Annotated in this window: 15 protein-coding genes; 9 read left to right on the plus strand and 6 right to left on the minus strand. The window is 61.5% G+C overall.

The annotated features are described in order from the left end of the window. Positions 1–51 precede the first annotated feature (51 nt). Both P3T23_RS07825 and P3T23_RS07830 read right to left on the minus strand, forming a co-directional pair. Positions 52–1,548, minus strand: a complete 1,497-nt coding sequence (locus tag P3T23_RS07825; protein ID WP_429315607.1) for an efflux transporter outer membrane subunit — start codon at positions 1,546–1,548, stop codon at positions 52–54. Between the two features lie 52 nt (positions 1,549–1,600). After that, entirely contained in the window at positions 1,601–2,116 is a 516-nt protein-coding gene (locus P3T23_RS07830) for a MarR family winged helix-turn-helix transcriptional regulator (protein ID WP_429315608.1), read from the minus strand. 352 nt (positions 2,117–2,468) lie between these two features. Between P3T23_RS07830 and typA the strand changes: the two genes are divergently transcribed. From typA to P3T23_RS07860, 6 genes are all read left to right on the plus strand, one after another. Next, complete coding sequence (gene typA, locus P3T23_RS07835; protein WP_429315609.1) at positions 2,469–4,295, plus strand: translational GTPase TypA; 1,827 nt, start codon at positions 2,469–2,471, stop codon at positions 4,293–4,295. A 328-nt stretch (positions 4,296–4,623) separates the two neighbouring features. Continuing rightward, positions 4,624–7,479: a 2-oxoglutarate dehydrogenase E1 component gene (locus tag P3T23_RS07840; RefSeq protein WP_429315610.1), complete on the plus strand. Its 2,856-nt coding sequence runs from the start codon at positions 4,624–4,626 to the stop codon at positions 7,477–7,479. Between the two features lie 135 nt (positions 7,480–7,614). Next, complete coding sequence (gene odhB / locus P3T23_RS07845) at positions 7,615–8,892, plus strand: 2-oxoglutarate dehydrogenase complex dihydrolipoyllysine-residue succinyltransferase (RefSeq protein WP_429315611.1); 1,278 nt, start codon at positions 7,615–7,617, stop codon at positions 8,890–8,892. Between the two features lie 101 nt (positions 8,893–8,993). Beyond that, on the plus strand, positions 8,994–10,424 hold the full coding sequence (gene lpdA, locus P3T23_RS07850; protein WP_429315612.1) for a dihydrolipoyl dehydrogenase: 1,431 nt from the start codon (positions 8,994–8,996) through the stop codon (positions 10,422–10,424). Positions 10,425–10,515: 91 nt separating this feature from the next. Then, positions 10,516–11,613: a cell division protein ZapE gene (gene zapE / locus P3T23_RS07855; protein WP_429315613.1), complete on the plus strand. Its 1,098-nt coding sequence runs from the start codon at positions 10,516–10,518 to the stop codon at positions 11,611–11,613. 23 nt (positions 11,614–11,636) lie between these two features. Next, the gene (locus tag P3T23_RS07860; protein ID WP_429315614.1) at positions 11,637–12,209 is read left to right on the plus strand and encodes a transposase; all 573 of its coding nucleotides are present in this window, start codon (positions 11,637–11,639) and stop codon (positions 12,207–12,209) included. A 113-nt stretch (positions 12,210–12,322) separates the two neighbouring features. On the opposite strand, the gene P3T23_RS07865 is transcribed toward P3T23_RS07860, so the two are convergent. Next, positions 12,323–12,808, minus strand: a complete 486-nt coding sequence (locus P3T23_RS07865; protein WP_429315615.1) for a DUF2147 domain-containing protein — start codon at positions 12,806–12,808, stop codon at positions 12,323–12,325. A 407-nt stretch (positions 12,809–13,215) separates the two neighbouring features. Between P3T23_RS07865 and P3T23_RS07870 the strand changes: the two genes are divergently transcribed. After that, entirely contained in the window at positions 13,216–13,974 is a 759-nt protein-coding gene (locus P3T23_RS07870; RefSeq protein ID WP_429315616.1) for a DUF2968 domain-containing protein, read from the plus strand. A 201-nt stretch (positions 13,975–14,175) separates the two neighbouring features. Here P3T23_RS07870 and P3T23_RS07875 read toward each other — a convergent pair whose 3' ends face one another. Both P3T23_RS07875 and P3T23_RS07880 read right to left on the minus strand, forming a co-directional pair. Further along, complete coding sequence (locus tag P3T23_RS07875) at positions 14,176–14,325, minus strand: hypothetical protein (RefSeq protein ID WP_429315617.1); 150 nt, start codon at positions 14,323–14,325, stop codon at positions 14,176–14,178. Between the two features lie 241 nt (positions 14,326–14,566). Further along, positions 14,567–14,725, minus strand: coding sequence for a hypothetical protein (locus P3T23_RS07880; protein WP_429315618.1), 159 nt, complete (start codon positions 14,723–14,725; stop codon positions 14,567–14,569). A 280-nt stretch (positions 14,726–15,005) separates the two neighbouring features. On the opposite strand from P3T23_RS07880, the gene P3T23_RS07885 reads away from it, so the two are divergent. Continuing rightward, on the plus strand, positions 15,006–15,263 hold the full coding sequence (locus tag P3T23_RS07885; protein ID WP_429315619.1) for a hypothetical protein: 258 nt from the start codon (positions 15,006–15,008) through the stop codon (positions 15,261–15,263). 47 nt (positions 15,264–15,310) lie between these two features. On the opposite strand, the gene hfq is transcribed toward P3T23_RS07885, so the two are convergent. Beyond that, positions 15,311–15,820: an RNA chaperone Hfq gene (gene hfq / locus P3T23_RS07890; protein WP_429315620.1), complete on the minus strand. Its 510-nt coding sequence runs from the start codon at positions 15,818–15,820 to the stop codon at positions 15,311–15,313. Positions 15,821–16,179: 359 nt separating this feature from the next. Between hfq and P3T23_RS07895 the strand changes: the two genes are divergently transcribed. Beyond that, on the plus strand, positions 16,180–16,326 hold the full coding sequence (locus P3T23_RS07895; RefSeq protein ID WP_429315621.1) for a hypothetical protein: 147 nt from the start codon (positions 16,180–16,182) through the stop codon (positions 16,324–16,326). The last annotated feature ends 2 nt before the right edge of the window (positions 16,327–16,328 follow it).

A 16,328-nucleotide genomic window follows, 5' to 3' on the forward strand; every position in this document is an offset into this window, starting at 1 on the left:
ATGTGCTCCGTGTTCTCTCAGTCTTCGTCGGTTATCCGGATTGGCATTCGGTCAGTTGGACGCATGCGCCGATGACGGCGCGTCGGTCGGCACTACGAGCCCGGTTGCCGTCGCATCGAAACCGCCGCCGAGCGCCTTGATGAGGCCGATCTGCAGGTCGCGGCGCCTCATCTTCAGGTTGGTGACCGTCTGTTCGGCGGCGAGGAGGTTCTGGTCGGCGTTCAGCACCTGCAATTGCGGCGACAGCCCCGCCTTGTAGCGGATGACGGCCAGCTCATAAGCTTTTCTCGAGGCATCGAGCGCCCGCTGCGCATCGCCCGACTGTTTGTCGATCGAGCGGATCGACGAGATCTGCGTTGCGACGTCGGAGAGCGCAGTGATGAGCGTCTGGTTGTAGTTCGCCACATCCAGGTCGAAATCGGCGTAACGGCCCTTCAGTTGCGAACGCAATGCGCCACCGTCGAAGATCGGCAGGTGGATCGCCGGGCCAAACTGGATCTGACGGCTCGACGAGGTCAGGAATTTGCCCCAGCCGAACGCATCGAAGCCAGCCGCGGCCGCGAGATTGACGTCCGGAAAGAACTCGGCCTTGGCTTCCTTGATGCCGTGCGTGTCGGCTTCGACCTGCCACCGTGCTGCCACGATATCCGGTCGGCGTGACACGAGATCAGCCGGCACGTTGTCCGGCAGGGCGACCACCGCACCTGGATTCAGCACGGGCTTTGCAATCTGCAGGCCGCGATCCGGCCCCTTGCCGAGCAGTGCGCCGAGCTGGTAACGCACCGTCGTGATCTGGCCGTCCAGTTCGGTCAGGTTGGCCTGGCTCGTCGCGATGTTGCCGTTCGCGGTCTGCTTCTCGACATTGGTGTCCAGGCCCGCCGCGACGCGGCCGTTGGTGATCCGGCTGATATCCTGGCGATTGTCGATCTCGCGCTCGGCAATCTCGCGCAACGCGTAGAGTTGCGCCAGCTGGTTGTACGTGCTCGCAACCGACGACGCGAGCGTCACGCGCGCCTGCTGCATGTCCGCTTCCGCCGCTTTTTCCTGCGACACGGCCTGGCCTAGACGCTGACGGTTCTTGCCCCAGAGGTCGAGGTCCCACGACGCGCTTGCCAGCACGTTGTTCTCGCTATACCAGGTGCCACCGAAGGGCGGCGGGAAGAGGGCATTCTCCGAATACAGTTCGCGCGTCCACGAATAGCTGGCGTCGACCTTCGGATACAGGTTCGAGCGGGTGCTTTCGATATACGACGAGGCCTTCGCAAGACGCGCCTGCGCCTGGGCGATCGACGGGCTGCCTTCAAGTGCTTCGTTGACCAGCGCGGGCAGTTGCGGGTCGCCGAACTGACTGGCCCAGTCGAGCGATGGCCACTGGCCGCCCTGCGCCGGGAGGCTCTGCGCCGATTCGAACTGCGCCGGCGCCGCCATCTGCTTGTCGCTCTTGATGCCGATGTAGTTCGCGCAGCCCGTGAGGGCGAGCGCTGCCACCGCAGCGGCGACAGCAGCCCGGCACGACGGCGCCGGCGCGGACAGGGAAGGGGATTTCATCGCTCGACTCTTCTTTGCGTGGAAGGTAATGATGGACGCTGCAACTAATTTCTTACGATTTGTTATCGGGAGTGATTGCCAGGTCACGGATCATCCCGGTTTGATCGCCACTCGTGACGAGGATGCGGCGCAGCATGCTTTTTAGAAAACCGACTTCTTCGGCGGTGAAGCCCGCCAGCAGTTTGTCGATCACGCTGTTAAAGATGGCGGGCATGCGAGCCGCGAGCGCGAGACCTTCCGGAGTCAGGGCGAGCCGCACGGCGCGGCGGTCTTCGCTGCTGCGCACGCGGCTTAGCAGGCCGCGCTTTTCCAGACGATCGATCAGGCGCGTCACGGCGCTTGCGTCGATGCCATATTCGCGCGCCAGTTCGGCGGCCAGCAGGCATTTACCGCTGGCGACCATGAACAGGATGCTGGCCTGCGTACTGGTAATGCCCAGTTCGGCCATTGTGCGCTGCGTGACCATGTTCGACATCGTCGATTTCACGCGGGAAAGGAGGTAGCCGACGCTCTCGCCAAACTGATATTCGGCAATATCGGGCGGCGGCGCAGGGGGCAGATTGGCCATAATTCTCGTGCGACAGCAATGGTTGACCAGGCAGGATTATAGGTGCGGTTAGTTGACGCGGCAAGCGTTATTACAGCTTAGGCAAGGAACTTTTGTCGCTCAAGAGGGTTATCTTTCCGATGCTTGCCTGTAAATAGGGTGCGGACGCAGACGCTTGGTGGGCAACGGGGTGGTGCGTCCGTGTGCGGGCCGGAGAGGGTGCGTCGCGCGGGGTCCTGGGTGCGTTCCGAGTTGACAGGTCGGAAACTTTCATCTCGGCGTGCTATAATTTTGGGTTCCCAAAAGTGCGCTTTGGGCTTGTTGACAGTTTCAGGAAGCGAGCTGGCGCACTCATCACTGTCTCCAGGTTCCTATGACCCGCGCCCTTCGCAACATCGCAATTATTGCTCACGTCGACCACGGCAAGACCACACTCGTCGACCAGCTGCTCCGCCAATCCGGCACGTTCCGCGAGAACCAGCAAGTCGCCGAGCGCGTCATGGACTCGAACGACATCGAAAAAGAGCGCGGCATTACGATTCTCGCCAAGAACTGCGCGGTCGAATACGAAGGCACCCACATCAACATCGTCGACACTCCGGGCCACGCCGACTTCGGCGGTGAAGTGGAGCGCGTGCTGTCGATGGTCGACTCGGTGTTGCTGCTCGTGGACGCGGTCGAAGGTCCGATGCCGCAAACGCGCTTCGTGACCAAGAAGGCGCTCGCGCTCGGTCTGAAGCCGATCGTCGTCGTCAACAAGGTCGACCGTCCGGGCGCGCGGATCGACTGGGTGATCAACCAGACGTTCGACCTCTTCGACAAGCTCGGCGCCACCGAAGAACAGCTCGACTTCCCGGTCGTCTACGCATCGGGTCTGAACGGCTACGCCGCCCTCGATCCGAGCGTGCGCGAAGGCAACATGCGTCCGCTGTTCGAAGCAATCCTCGAGCACGTGCCGGTTCGCCCGGCGGATCCGGAAGGTCCGCTGCAACTGCAGATCACGTCGCTCGACTATTCGACGTACGTCGGCCGTATCGGCATTGGCCGTGTCGCCCGTGGCCGTATCAAGCCGGGTCAGCCGGTCGTGGTGCGCTTTGGTCCGGAAGGCGAGACGATCAATCGCAAGATCAACCAGGTGCTGTCGTTCCACGGTCTGGAGCGCGTGCAGGTCGAATCGGCGGAAGCGGGCGACATCGTGCTGATCAACGGTATCGATGAAATCGGCATCGGCGCGACGATCTGTGCGCCGGAAGCGCCGGAAGCGCTGCCGATGATTACTGTCGACGAGCCGACGCTCACGATGAACTTCCTTGTGAATTCGTCGCCGCTCGCGGGCAAGGAAGGCAAGTTCGTGACGAGCCGCCAGATCCGCGACCGTCTGATGAAGGAGCTGAATCACAACGTGGCGCTGCGCGTGAAAGATACGGGCGACGAAACCGTGTTCGAGGTGTCGGGCCGCGGCGAACTGCACCTGACCATCCTGATCGAAAACATGCGCCGCGAAGGCTACGAGATGGCCGTGTCGCGTCCGCGCGTGGTGCTGCATGAAGTCGATGGTGTGAAGCACGAGCCGTACGAACTGCTTACGGTCGACCTCGAAGACGGTCACCAGGGCGGCGTGATGGAAGAGCTGGGTCGCCGTAAGGGCGAAATGCTCGACATGGCATCGGACGGCCGTGGCCGCACGCGTCTCGAGTACCGTATTCCGGCGCGTGGCCTGATCGGCTTCCAGGGCGAATTCCTGACGCTCACGCGTGGTACGGGCCTCATGAGCCACGTCTTCGACGAGTACGCGCCGGTCAGGGAAGGCTCGCTCGGCGAGCGCCGCAACGGCGTGCTGATCTCGCAGGACGACGGTGCCGCCGTCGCCTACGCGCTGTGGAAGCTGCAGGATCGCGGCCGTATGTTCGTGAAGCCGGGCGACGCGCTGTATGAAGGCATGATCATCGGCATTCACAGCCGCGACAACGACCTCGTCGTGAATCCGATCAAGGGCAAGCAGTTGACCAACGTGCGCGCGTCGGGTACCGATGAAGCCGTGCGTCTCGTGCCGGCAATCCAGATGTCGCTCGAGTACGCAGTCGAGTTCATCGACGAAGACGAACTGGTCGAGGTTACGCCGCAGTCGATCCGTCTGCGCAAGCGCCATCTGAAGGAACATGAGCGCCGTCGCGCGAGCCGCGAAGCCGCGGTCGACTAAGCCGGGCAACCGGCGGTTGGAAGAGACGTAAATGCCTGTACAAAAGCCGCCTTCGGGCGGCTTTTGTTTTTTCCGGATCGACATTTGTGCGTTGCAAAAACCGCTGGAAAATCATATGCAAATCCAGCAAAACCCCGCTGCGACAGGCTTTCGCGGCGTGCGGCCAGCTATCTGGAGTATCGGTTCTGTGATATGCTTTTCAGGATGCAAGTTAAGGTCCTTCCAAGCAAGACTTGATTCGCGCAATCCGCTAAACGGTCAGGCCGTGTCGCGGAAGGTTTTGTAACCCGCTATTTCTCGAGAAACTCGAAGAAAGGTGAGCGTAAACATGATGAAGCAATTCCAGTCGAACTCTTATCTGTTCGGCGGCAACGCTCCGTACGTCGAAGAGCTGTACGAAGCGTATCTCGATAATCCGGCGTCAGTGCCCGAGAACTGGCGTGAGTATTTCGACGCGTTGCAGAACGTTCCGGCATCGGACGGCAGCAACGTGAACGACGTGGCCCATGGCCCGATCGTCGAGTCATTTGCCCAGCGGGCCAAGGCCAATGCCTTCATCCCGCGCGCCGGCGGCGAAGATCTCGCTACCGCGCGCAAGCAGGTCTATGTGCAGTCCCTCATCGGCGCATATCGCTTCCTCGGCTCGCAATGGGCCAATCTGGATCCCCTGAAGCGCCGCGAACGTCCCAACATCCCCGAGCTCGAACCTGCGTTCTACGACTTCACTGAAGCCGATATGGACCAGACGTTCAACGCTAGCAATCTGTACTTCGGGTTCGAGCAGGCATCGCTGCGCGAAATCATCAAGGCGCTGCGCGATACGTACTGCGGCACGATCGGCGCTGAGTACATGTACATCAGCGATCCCGAGCAGAAGCGCTGGTGGAAGGAGCGTCTCGAGTCGATCCGCTCGACGCCGAACTTCTCCGTCGACAAGAAAAAGCACATCCTGAACCGCCTGACGGCAGCCGAAGGCCTCGAGCGCTTCCTGCACACCAAGTACGTCGGCCAGAAGCGCTTCTCGCTGGAAGGCGGGGAAAGCTTCATCGCGTCGATGGACGAAGTCGTGCGTCACGCAGGCGCGAACGGCGTCCAGGAAATCGTCATCGGCATGGCCCACCGCGGCCGTCTGAACGTGCTGGTCAATACGCTTGGCAAGATGCCGGCTGACCTCTTCGCCGAGTTCGAAGGCAAGCACGTCGACGATCTGCCGGCTGGCGACGTGAAGTACCACAAGGGCTTCTCGTCGGACGTGTCGACCGAAGGTGGCCCGGTTCACCTGTCGCTCGCGTTCAATCCGTCGCACCTCGAAATCGTCAACCCGGTAGTCGAAGGTTCCGCGAAGGCGCGGATGGACCGTCGCGGCGACGACAACGGCCTGCAGGTTCTGCCGGTGCAGATCCACGGCGACGCGGCCTTCGCGGGCCAGGGCGTCGTGATGGAAACGCTGAACCTCGCGCAGACGCGCGGTTACGGCACGCACGGCACGCTGCACATCGTCATCAACAACCAGATCGGCTTTACGACGTCCGACCCGCGCGATGCCCGCTCGACGCTGTACTGCTCGGACGTGGTCAAGATGATCGAAGCGCCGGTGCTGCACGTCAACGGCGACGATCCCGAAGCGGTCGTGCTGGCTACGCAGCTGGCGATCGACTTCCGGATGCAGTTCCACAAGGATGTCGTGCTCGACATCATCTGCTTCCGCAAGCTGGGTCACAACGAGCAGGACACGCCGGCGGTCACGCAGCCGCTGATGTACAAGACGATCGCGAAGCACCCGGGCACGCGCGCGCTGTACGCCGAAAAGCTCGTGCAGCAGGGCGTGATCACCGCAGAAGAAGGCGACGAATTCGTCAAGGCGTACCGTAAGGCGATGGACGAAGGTCATCACACGATCGACCCGGTGCTCTCGAACTACAAGAGCAAGTACGCGGTCGACTGGGTGCCGTTCCTGAACCGCAAGTGGACCGACGCAGCGGATACGGCCGTGCCGCTCGCCGAACTGAAGCGTCTCGCGGAACGCATCACGACGATTCCGGAGAACTTCAAGGTTCACCCGCTCGTCGAGCGCGTGATCAACGACCGCCGTGCGATGGGCCGTGGGGAAGCGAAGCTCGACTGGGGCATGGGCGAACACCTCGCCTTCGCGTCGCTGGTGGCGTCGGGCTATGCAGTGCGCCTGACGGGTCAGGACTCGGGCCGCGGCACGTTCACGCACCGTCACGCTGTGCTGCATGACCAGAATCGCGAACGCTGGAACGACGGCACGTATGTGCCGCTGCAGAACATCGCCGAAGGTCAGGCGAAGTTCACGGTGATCGATTCGGTGCTGTCCGAGGAAGCCGTGCTCGGCTTCGAATACGGCTACTCGACCGCTGAGCCGAACACGTTCGTCGCATGGGAAGCGCAGTTCGGCGACTTCGTCAACGGTGCGCAGGTCGTGATCGACCAGTTCATCTCGTCGGGCGAAGTGAAGTGGGGCCGCGTGTCGGGTCTCACGATGCTGCTGCCGCACGGCTATGAAGGTCAGGGTCCGGAGCACTCGTCGGCACGTATCGAGCGTTTCCTGCAACTGTGTGCAGATCACAACATGCAGGTCGTTCAACCGACCACGCCGGCGCAGATTTTCCACCTGCTGCGTCGCCAGATGATTCGCCTCTTCAGGAAGCCGCTGATCGTCGCTACGCCGAAGTCGCTGCTGCGTCACAAGGAAGCCGTGTCGGACCTGTCGGAACTCGCGAAGGGTTCGTTCCAGCCGGTGATCGGCGAAGTGGACGAAGCCATCGACGCGAAGAAGGTCAAGCGCGTGGTGGTCTGCTCGGGCCGCGTGTACTACGACATCGTCGCGCATCGCCGCGAAGCGAAGGCAAACGACGTCGCGATCGTCCGTATCGAACAGTTGTATCCGTTCGCGCACAAGCAGTTCGAAGCGGAAATGAAGAAGTACGACAACGCGACGGAAGTGGTCTGGGTGCAGGACGAGCCGCAGAATCAGGGCCCGTGGTTCTACATCGAGCATCACCTGAAGGAGGGCATGAAGGACGGGCAGAAGCTGGCATACAGCGGCCGTCCGGCTTCGGCCTCGCCGGCAGTCGGCTACTACGCGAAGCATTACGAGCAGCAGAAGGCGTTGGTCGAAGGTGCATTCGGCCGTCTGAAGAGCGCGTCGATCGCCAAATAACTACTTGAACCGAACCGGGAAAGCGCAGCGCGCTTTCCCGTGCCGCGTTTGATGGGTTGTTAGCGGGATGCTCACAGCGCATACACGGTTCGCAGACGGTTCGTTGTCACCAGATACGTATTCAGGAAAATCACAATGGCTATTGTTGAAGTCAAGGTTCCCCAGCTTTCCGAGTCGGTCTCGGAAGCCACGATGCTGCAGTGGAAGAAAAAGCCCGGTGAGGCTGTCGCGCAAGACGAAATCCTCATCGAAATCGAAACAGACAAGGTTGTGCTCGAAGTACCGGCTCCCTCGGCTGGCGTGCTCGCGCAGGTCATCAAGAACGACGGCGATATCGTGGTCGCCGACGAAGTGATCGCCAAGATCGACACCGAAGGCAAGGCTGGCGCCGCTGCCGTCGAAGCAGAAGTGAAGCCGGCACCGGCAGCCACCGCTGCCCCGGCACCTGCCGCACAGGCCGCATCCGCAACGGGTGCAAACACGGCGGCATCGCCCGCTGCTGCCAAGCTGATGGCAGAAAAGAATCTGTCGGCTGGCGAGCTCGCCGGCTCTGGCCGCGATGGCCGCATCACCAAGGGCGACGTGCTGACGGCAGGCGTGGCCGCACCGGCTGCCCGGGCTGCTGCACCGGCACCGGCTGCCGCACCGAAGGCTGCGAAGCCGTCGCTGCCGGACGTGAAGGCGCCTGCATCGGCCGAGCAATGGCTGCGTGACCGTCCGGAACAACGCGTGCCGATGTCGCGTCTGCGTGCGCGTATCGCCGAGCGTCTGCTCGAGTCGCAACAGACCAACGCCATCCTCACGACGTTCAACGAAGTGAACATGGCGCCGGTGATGGACCTGCGCAACAAGTACAAGGACAGGTTCGAGAAGGAACACGGCGTGAAGCTCGGCTTCATGTCGTTCTTCGTGAAGGCCGCCGTGCACGCGCTGAAGAAGTTCCCGCTCGTGAATGCGTCGATCGACGGTAATGACATCGTCTATCACGGCTACTTCGACATCGGTATCGCTGTCGGCTCGCCGCGCGGCCTGGTGGTGCCGATCCTGCGCAATGCAGATCAGATGAGCCTCGCGGACATCGAAAAGAAAATCGCCGAATTCGGCCAGAAGGCCAAGGACGGCAAGCTGTCGATCGAAGAAATGACGGGCGGCACGTTCTCGATCTCGAACGGCGGTGTGTTCGGCTCGATGCTGTCGACGCCGATCATCAACCCGCCGCAGTCGGCGATTCTCGGTGTGCACGCCACGAAGGAACGCGCTGTGGTCGAGAACGGCCAGATCGTGATCCGTCCGATGAACTACCTCGCGCTGTCGTACGACCACCGGATCATCGACGGTCGCGAAGCGGTGCTGTCGCTCGTCGCCATGAAGGATGCGCTGGAAGATCCGGCCCGCCTGCTGCTCGACCTGTAAGCACCCGGACTCGCGCATTCAGTCTCTCGCATTGGCTTGAACCGGAGCAGTGCGCGCCATGAAACATGGCCGCGCACTGCTCCGTCATCAAAAGGATTGTCATGTCCAAAGAATTTGACGTAGTCGTGATCGGGGCGGGTCCCGGCGGCTATATCGCAGCCATCCGCGCCGCACAGCTCGGCAAGTCGGTTGCCTGTATCGAAAAGTGGAAGAACCCGGCCGGCACGCTGAAGCTCGGCGGCACGTGCCTGAACGTGGGCTGCATTCCGTCGAAGGCGCTGCTCGCGTCGTCGGAAGAATTCGAAAACGCTTCGCATCACCTCGCTGATCACGGCATCAGCGTGTCCGACGTGAAGGTCGACATCGCGAAGATGCTGGCTCGCAAGGAAGGCATCGTCGAGAAGATGACGAAGGGGATCGAGTTCCTGTTCCGCAAGAACAAGATTACGTGGCTGAAGGGTCACGGCAAGTTCACCGGCAAGACCGACGCCGGCGTGCAGATCGAAGTGAGCGGCGAAGGCGAAACCGAAGTCGTCACAGCGAAGAACGTGATCATCGCGACGGGTTCGAAGGCGCGCCACCTGCCGAACGTGCCGGTCGACAACAGGATCGTCGCCGACAACGAAGGCGCACTGACGTTCGACGCCGTGCCGAAGAAGCTCGCCGTGATCGGCGCGGGCGTGATCGGCCTGGAACTCGGCTCGGTGTGGCGTCGCCTGGGTTCGGAAGTCACCGTGCTCGAAGCACTGCCTGAATTCCTCGGGACCGCCGACCCGGCGCTCGCGAAGGAAGCGGCAAAGCAGTTCAAGAAGCAGGGCCTCGACATTCATCTCGGCGTGAACATCAGCGAAGTGAAGGCAACGGACAAGAGCGTATCGATTGCCTACACCGACAAGGACGGCAACGCGCAGACGCTCGACGCCGACCGTCTGGTCGTGTCGATCGGCCGCGTGCCGAACACTGACAACCTCGGTCTCGAAGCGATCGGCCTGAAGGCCAACGAGCGCGGTTTCATCGACGTCGACAGCCACTGCGCGACGAGCGTGCCGAACGTGTACGCAATCGGCGACGTGGTGCGTGGCCCGATGCTCGCGCACAAGGCGGAAGACGAAGGCGTGATGGTCGCTGAAATCATCGACGGCCAGAAGCCGCACATCGACTACAACTGCATTCCGTGGGTGATCTACACCGAGCCGGAAATCGCATGGGTCGGCAAGACGGAGCAGCAGCTGAAGGCAGAAGGCCGCGAAGTGAAGACGGGCCAGTTCCCGTTCATGGCGAACGGCCGCGCGCTTGGCATCAACAAGGCGGATGGCTTCGTCAAGATGATCGCCGACGCGAAGACCGATGAACTGCTCGGCGTGCACATCATCTCGGCGAACGCATCGGACCTGATCGCGGAAGCAGTGGTGGCGATGGAGTTCAAGGCGGCGTCGGAAGACATCGGGCGCATCTGCCATCCGCATCCGTCGCTGTCCGAAGTGATGCGTGAAGCTGCGCTGGCTGTCGAGAAGCGCGCGCTGAACATGTAAGGCGTGGAGGTCGACTGACCGCACTCTCGCATCACACTACGAAGGCGGGCGGGTTCAATCCCTCCCGCCTTCTTGTTATCGTCACCGCACCATGAACGTCACCGAATACTACGAAAACGAACTGCAGACACGGGGTTACCAGGCGGATCCGGCGCAACGCGCGGCGGTGGACCGTCTGCAGCGGTGCTATGAGGAATGGGTGGCGTACAAGGCGCGGCGGTCGAATGCCTTCAAGAAGCTGATCATTCACCCGGACCTGCCGCGCGGCATTTACATGTGGGGCGGGGTGGGGCGTGGCAAGAGCTTCCTGATGGACAGCTTTTTCACGGTGGTGCCGGTGCAGCGCAAGACGCGTCTGCATTTCCACGAATTCATGCGCGAAGTGCACCGCGAACTCGAGGACCTGAAAGGGCAGGCCGACCCGCTCGACGAACTCGCGCGTCGCATCGCAAAGCGCTACCGGCTGATCTGTTTTGACGAATTCCATGTGTCCGATATCGCGGACGCCATGATTCTGTACCGGCTGCTCGACCGCCTGTTCAACAACGGTGTGCAGTTCGTGATGACGTCCAACTACGATCCGGACACGCTGTATCCCGATGGCCTGCATCGAGACCGCATGCTGCCCGCGATCGAGCTGATCAAGTCGAAGCTCGATGTGATCAACGTCGATGCAGGTGTCGACTATCGGCAACGCACGCTGGCGCAGGTCGAGGTGTACCACACGCCACTCGGCGCGGCCGCCGACAAGGCGCTGCGCGACGCTTTTGCGCGCCTCGCCGCGGTGCCCGATGAGAGCCCGCTGCTGCGCATCGAAAAACGCGAACTGAAGGCGCTGCGCCGTGCGGACGGGGTCGTCTGGTTCGATTTCGCGACGCTGTGCGGCGGTCCTCGCTCGCAGAACGACTATCTGGAACTGGCGAGCCGTTTCCACGCGGTGGTCCTGTCGGGCGTGCCGCAGATGACGCCGCGCATGCAATCGGAAGCTCGCCGTTTCACGTGGCTCATCGACGTGTTCTACGACCACAAGGTCAAGCTGTTGATGTCGGCCGCAGTGCCGCCCGAGCAGTTGTACGTCGACGGTCCGATGGCTAACGAGTTTACGCGTACTGTGTCGCGCATCGTCGAGATGCAGTCGAAGGAATATCTCGACACCCCCCGCCGCATCGTGGATACCTCGCTGACCTAGAATCGCAGCATTGCGCCGGGTCAGTGAATACCCGGTATCCGCTGCCATCCGGGCGTTATTTCAACATTCGGACTGATCCCATATTCGCCGGAAAGCTGTCTCTATATCTTCTCCCGATGGTTTTGCTTAAGGAGAAACCCGTGACATCTTTCCGTGATATCAATGATGAAGAATGGCAGCGCGTTGTGCCGCTGCTGCCCGAACTGCGCCCGCGCCGCGAAATGCGCGGCCGCCCGCTGGCTAATACACGTTCCGTGCTCAACGGTGTGCTTTGGGTCATGTACAGCGGCGCAACGTGGTCGGAGATACCATCCCGATACCCGTCCTACCAAACGTGCCATCGCCGCTTCAAGGTGTGGTACGCGTCCGGTGTGCTGAAGCGCTTGCTGGATGAGTTATACGGTGCGGCATCCGAAGAGCTGTGTGGGATGATGCAGGCGCGCATGCGCATGAAGGCGACATCGGCGCAAAAGTCCGCCCGTCTCGGGGTTGGTTTCGGCACACAGCCATCACAGCTCGCACCGACGTTGCCGCCGGCTACGGACGCTGTATCGCAGGTCACAACCTACTCGTCAGACTATAAGCACGCCGCATGATCGACCGACTGCGGTACTTCAAAAGAAACCGGCCGCACGATTGCTATCGTCGGCCGGTTTTTTGTTTTTCAGGTGCATCTTAAGAGCTTGTCGCGCCCATCTGCGCCCGTCGCTTATTGCTCGCGAATCCACGTCTGCGAACGCCCGAGCAGCGATATCCCGATATATCCACGCACGACGAGTTTCTGACCGCCATCCTCGAGGTGCATCTTGCACCTGTAGATCTTGCCGTTCTCCGGATCGAGAATCTGTCCGCCGTCCCAGCCGTCGCTGTCTTTCTTCATGTCGTTGATGATCGTCATGCCGAGCATTGGCTGATCCTTCCTCGCATCGGTGCATGCCGTGCAGCGACGGTCCGGATTGTCGTTCGCGCTGAGTCCTTTGATGATCTTGCCAGACAGGGTGCCGCTTCCGTCCTGCGTAATCTGCACGAGCGCTTTCGGCTGACCCGTGTGGTCGTCGATTGTTTGCCATGTGCCAATCGGGCTCGCGTTTTGCGCCATCGCCGCGACAGCGCTGGCCACCAGTGCGCCAGCAACCATCGCGTGTTTCGCCGACTTGAGCGCTGCTGCGCGGAAGCCTTGCGTGAAATGCGTCATTGTCTTCCTCCTTGTTAAACATCGTCGCGATCCTCGTCGCGCGGCATCGTGTGACTGTCAGACGCCATGGCCTGAAAACGGCTCCAGGCAGCATACGTGAAAGCGTGGGTAACGTTTAATAGTGATGCCTCTAATCAGACGGTGGGCACGCCCTTTTTCCACCGCCTTCCATCAATCGGTCAGTCGATACGGGTACGTATATCACCTGATCCACCGAGGCCCCGATTGGCGTCAATGCCAACGACACAACAGCGGCACGACAGCATGCAACACCTCGGCCCAGTGCAAGGTGTTGCGAGAAAAGATACGAAAGCACCAAACTTTTTGATGAGGAACCCGCAACGCGCAAAAGTGAGTAATAATGAGACGGATTGGCTACAACAAAAAACTGTTAGAGCAAAAATTACATGGACCAAAAGTCAAAAGTTCGTCAGCTCGCGCTGGTAGGGCTGGTTGTAATCGGGGGGTTGCAAGGCGTTCGTGCCCAGACGAGCCCAGATAACAGCGCAAACATTACGGTTGCAAGTAATACCCCAGTTGCAACGGTAGCACCGCTCACCGGGGACACGGCGACTGCGGCGTTGTCGGCCGACGCACCAACCGCGGCATCGAGCGCGCCCGTGGTGCTGACCGCCGACGAGGCGAAGCAGTCGGCCAGCGGCAACGTCGCAGAGTTGCAACAGATGATCCACGGATCCGATCTGAGCGAACTGCGCACGACGTACAACGGCAGCTATGGCGCCAGCCTGCTGTTCTACGGCAAGGAAATGACCTACTACGTCGCGCTCTTCCAGCAGAAGAACTTCTGGCGCGTCATCAAGACCCAGGACGATGGCCGCGCTGAAGCGATCTATCGCGACTTCGCGCGCCAGACGGTGCAACTGTCCGAGGTCGAAATCCGCCGCACGCGACTCGATGCGCAAAAGGTCCTCACCGAGCGCCTGATCGCGCTCTCGCAGGACCGCGCAAACCGTCTGCAGGCCGACCTGACTGTTGCACGCCAGCAGCAGGCAATCGTGGCCAGCCAGCAGAAGCAGACCCGCGACGAAGCCGCGGCGCTGCAGACGCAGAAGCTGGCAGCACAGGAACAGTTACGCGCAGCGCAGCGTCAGGTGCACGACCTGCAGCGTCAGCTGGAAACCGGTCTTCCGGTTACTGTGCGCTAGTCGATACCGGCGACCCAGGTCTTTTGCCTGGGGTTGCATTCTGGCCTGATTTTTCTGGCCAGCTTCGTCGAGCATGACGCGCGGCCATTCGCGCCGCCACAAAGCCCCGTGCGGTTCCACTGTGCGGGGTTTTCGTCGTTTTCGTCCGGCTGGCGCCTTCTGCTATCTGGCGTTGACCTGATCTGCTTGCGGCGACGCGGGTCACGACACGCTCTCCCACGCGGCTACGCCGATCATCACAGCAGTCGTGAGGTCGCTCATCATGAGCAGGTCGGTGTGGAACGCGAGCGGGACGATGACGGCGAAGAGACCAGGCGCGATCCAGTGCGATAACGGAAACCAGCCGTCCACGATCCGTTTGTAATGCCCGTTTGCCGATGATATAGAGAGCCGGGCCGCAGACCAGCAGCCAGCCGGTCGCAAGCGCGCCGCGCTGGTTCAGGTCGAAAAATTGTTCGACATACGTGACGTGCGCTTCATGGCCGTCGCGTTCGCTCAGGAAGCGGGCGGTGTCGGTGAGCACATTGTTGTTTCTTTCGTGGCGCTGGCCGACAGACCTGAAAGAAGACGGGGTTGTGCGCGTTATTCGCGCTCAGTGACGCTTTTTCTCCTTGGTGGGAGGTTCGGCGGGCTCTTCTTCCGGATCGACGGCGATCGGATCGCTGGCCGGGAATGTTTCGTCGAGCGCCTCGTCGAGGCGGTCTTCTACCGGCGCGTGGGGTTCCGGCGTACTGGGTTTGGGCTTGGACATGGCTTGCTCCGCTCGCGAACGTGGAACGGTCAGCATAGCGCAACGCGGCTGACGTGGAGAAGCTGGCCGGATGGCATCGAAGACGTCGGCAGCCCGGCGCAGGGAAGCGGCAAAGCGTTGTAAGCGTTCTTTGGAGGCCACGCCGTAAGCAGGATCAAACGGCAGTGGGTAAACCGTCGATCTGCCTGCAAAATCGCGCCGCGTGCGCCGTCTTCGGTGTGTCACGTTGAGGCGACATGCTGATGTCCTCGCGTCGGCATACTCACGAGGTAGCACGGACATGAACACTGAAAGCAGGAGCCCGGCTGGCAAGGCGCAACGCGTTCACGCTTCGCACATGGTCGAGGAAGAACTGGCTCATCTGGAGTGGGCCACGCGACAGCCCGTCGACAGCATGCTGAGCCCGGGCTACTGGCATCGCCGGGTACTCGCGATCAAATGTGGATTTGAGCTGACGCAGCAGCAGGGGCAGCGTATCGATGCGATTCTGATGCGGATCGAGACTGTCCTGAAGCGACTCGACGAACGTCTGCGGTAGTGCAGTTAGCGTGGCAGAGGGCGCTCGCCGGCCGGCTGCGGCGCGTCTTACTCGTTGCCGTTGTTGTTGTTGCCGTCCCCGTTGCCGCTGCCGGTACCGAATAGACGGCGGCGGCGTGTCACCACCACCGGGCCATCCGACGGTGTACGATCGGACGATGCCGGCGTGCCGGAGCGTTCCGGCGCTCCCGATGAAGAAGACGACGAACTCTGGCCCGTACCGCCATATGACTCACGCGGTTCGCGGGGCTCGCGAGGTTCACGCGGTTCGCGGTGGTCGCGCGAACCGTGCGGACCACGCGTCGTATGTTCGCCATGCGACGGACGTCCCGCGCGGGGTGCCGGACGGGTGCCGGTGTCGAGCTGGATGGTCGAGATGGCGCGCTTGTAGATGCCCTGCAGGCCGACAGGCGTGCGCAGCATCACCAGATACTGATCGAACGACTCGATGCATCCCGTCAGGCGGATACCGTTGACGAGATAAATTTCAACGCGCTTTCTTTCTTTGCGCGCTGCGTTCATGAAGTCGTTTTGCGGATGCGATTCTGCGGAAGGCATGGGCGATTCGGAGGCGGGCAGCGATGCGCCGCGGTCAGTTATAAGAACGGTTGCTCGCCGCGATTCTACCCTGTTGTCGGATACAAACGCGCGTTGCGGCGACCTCACGCCCACTATAACGGCTTGCGCGGCCGGAAGCATCTCTTAAAGTATTGTGTAACGTGTCGTTACGATTTCCCGCAATCCGCTTTCATTCGCGTGTGGGGAATAAAACTGTCCGTCCGAACGTTAATTGTGCATGGCAGCGTCAAGAAGTTCTTACCTGCCCGCTCATTCCCAACCCGGGCGCGCCAGCTGGCGCACCGCGCATCCCGCGCGGCAAGGCTTGTCAGCTGGTGTGCAACATCTGGAGACGACAAATGAACATGGCTCGCATTCTCTCGGCCGCCCTTGCGGTGCTGGTGCTCGCGTTTGCTTCGCTGTCGACGGGGTGCACCGCGGCAACCGACTCGGGCGCGTCCGGCAGCGGCACAAGCGGTGGCAGCAGCGGTGGCGGCGGTTACTGACC

It is taken from the genome of Paraburkholderia sp. GAS448 (assembly GCF_050435685.1).
Classification (GTDB): domain Bacteria; phylum Pseudomonadota; class Gammaproteobacteria; order Burkholderiales; family Burkholderiaceae; genus Paraburkholderia.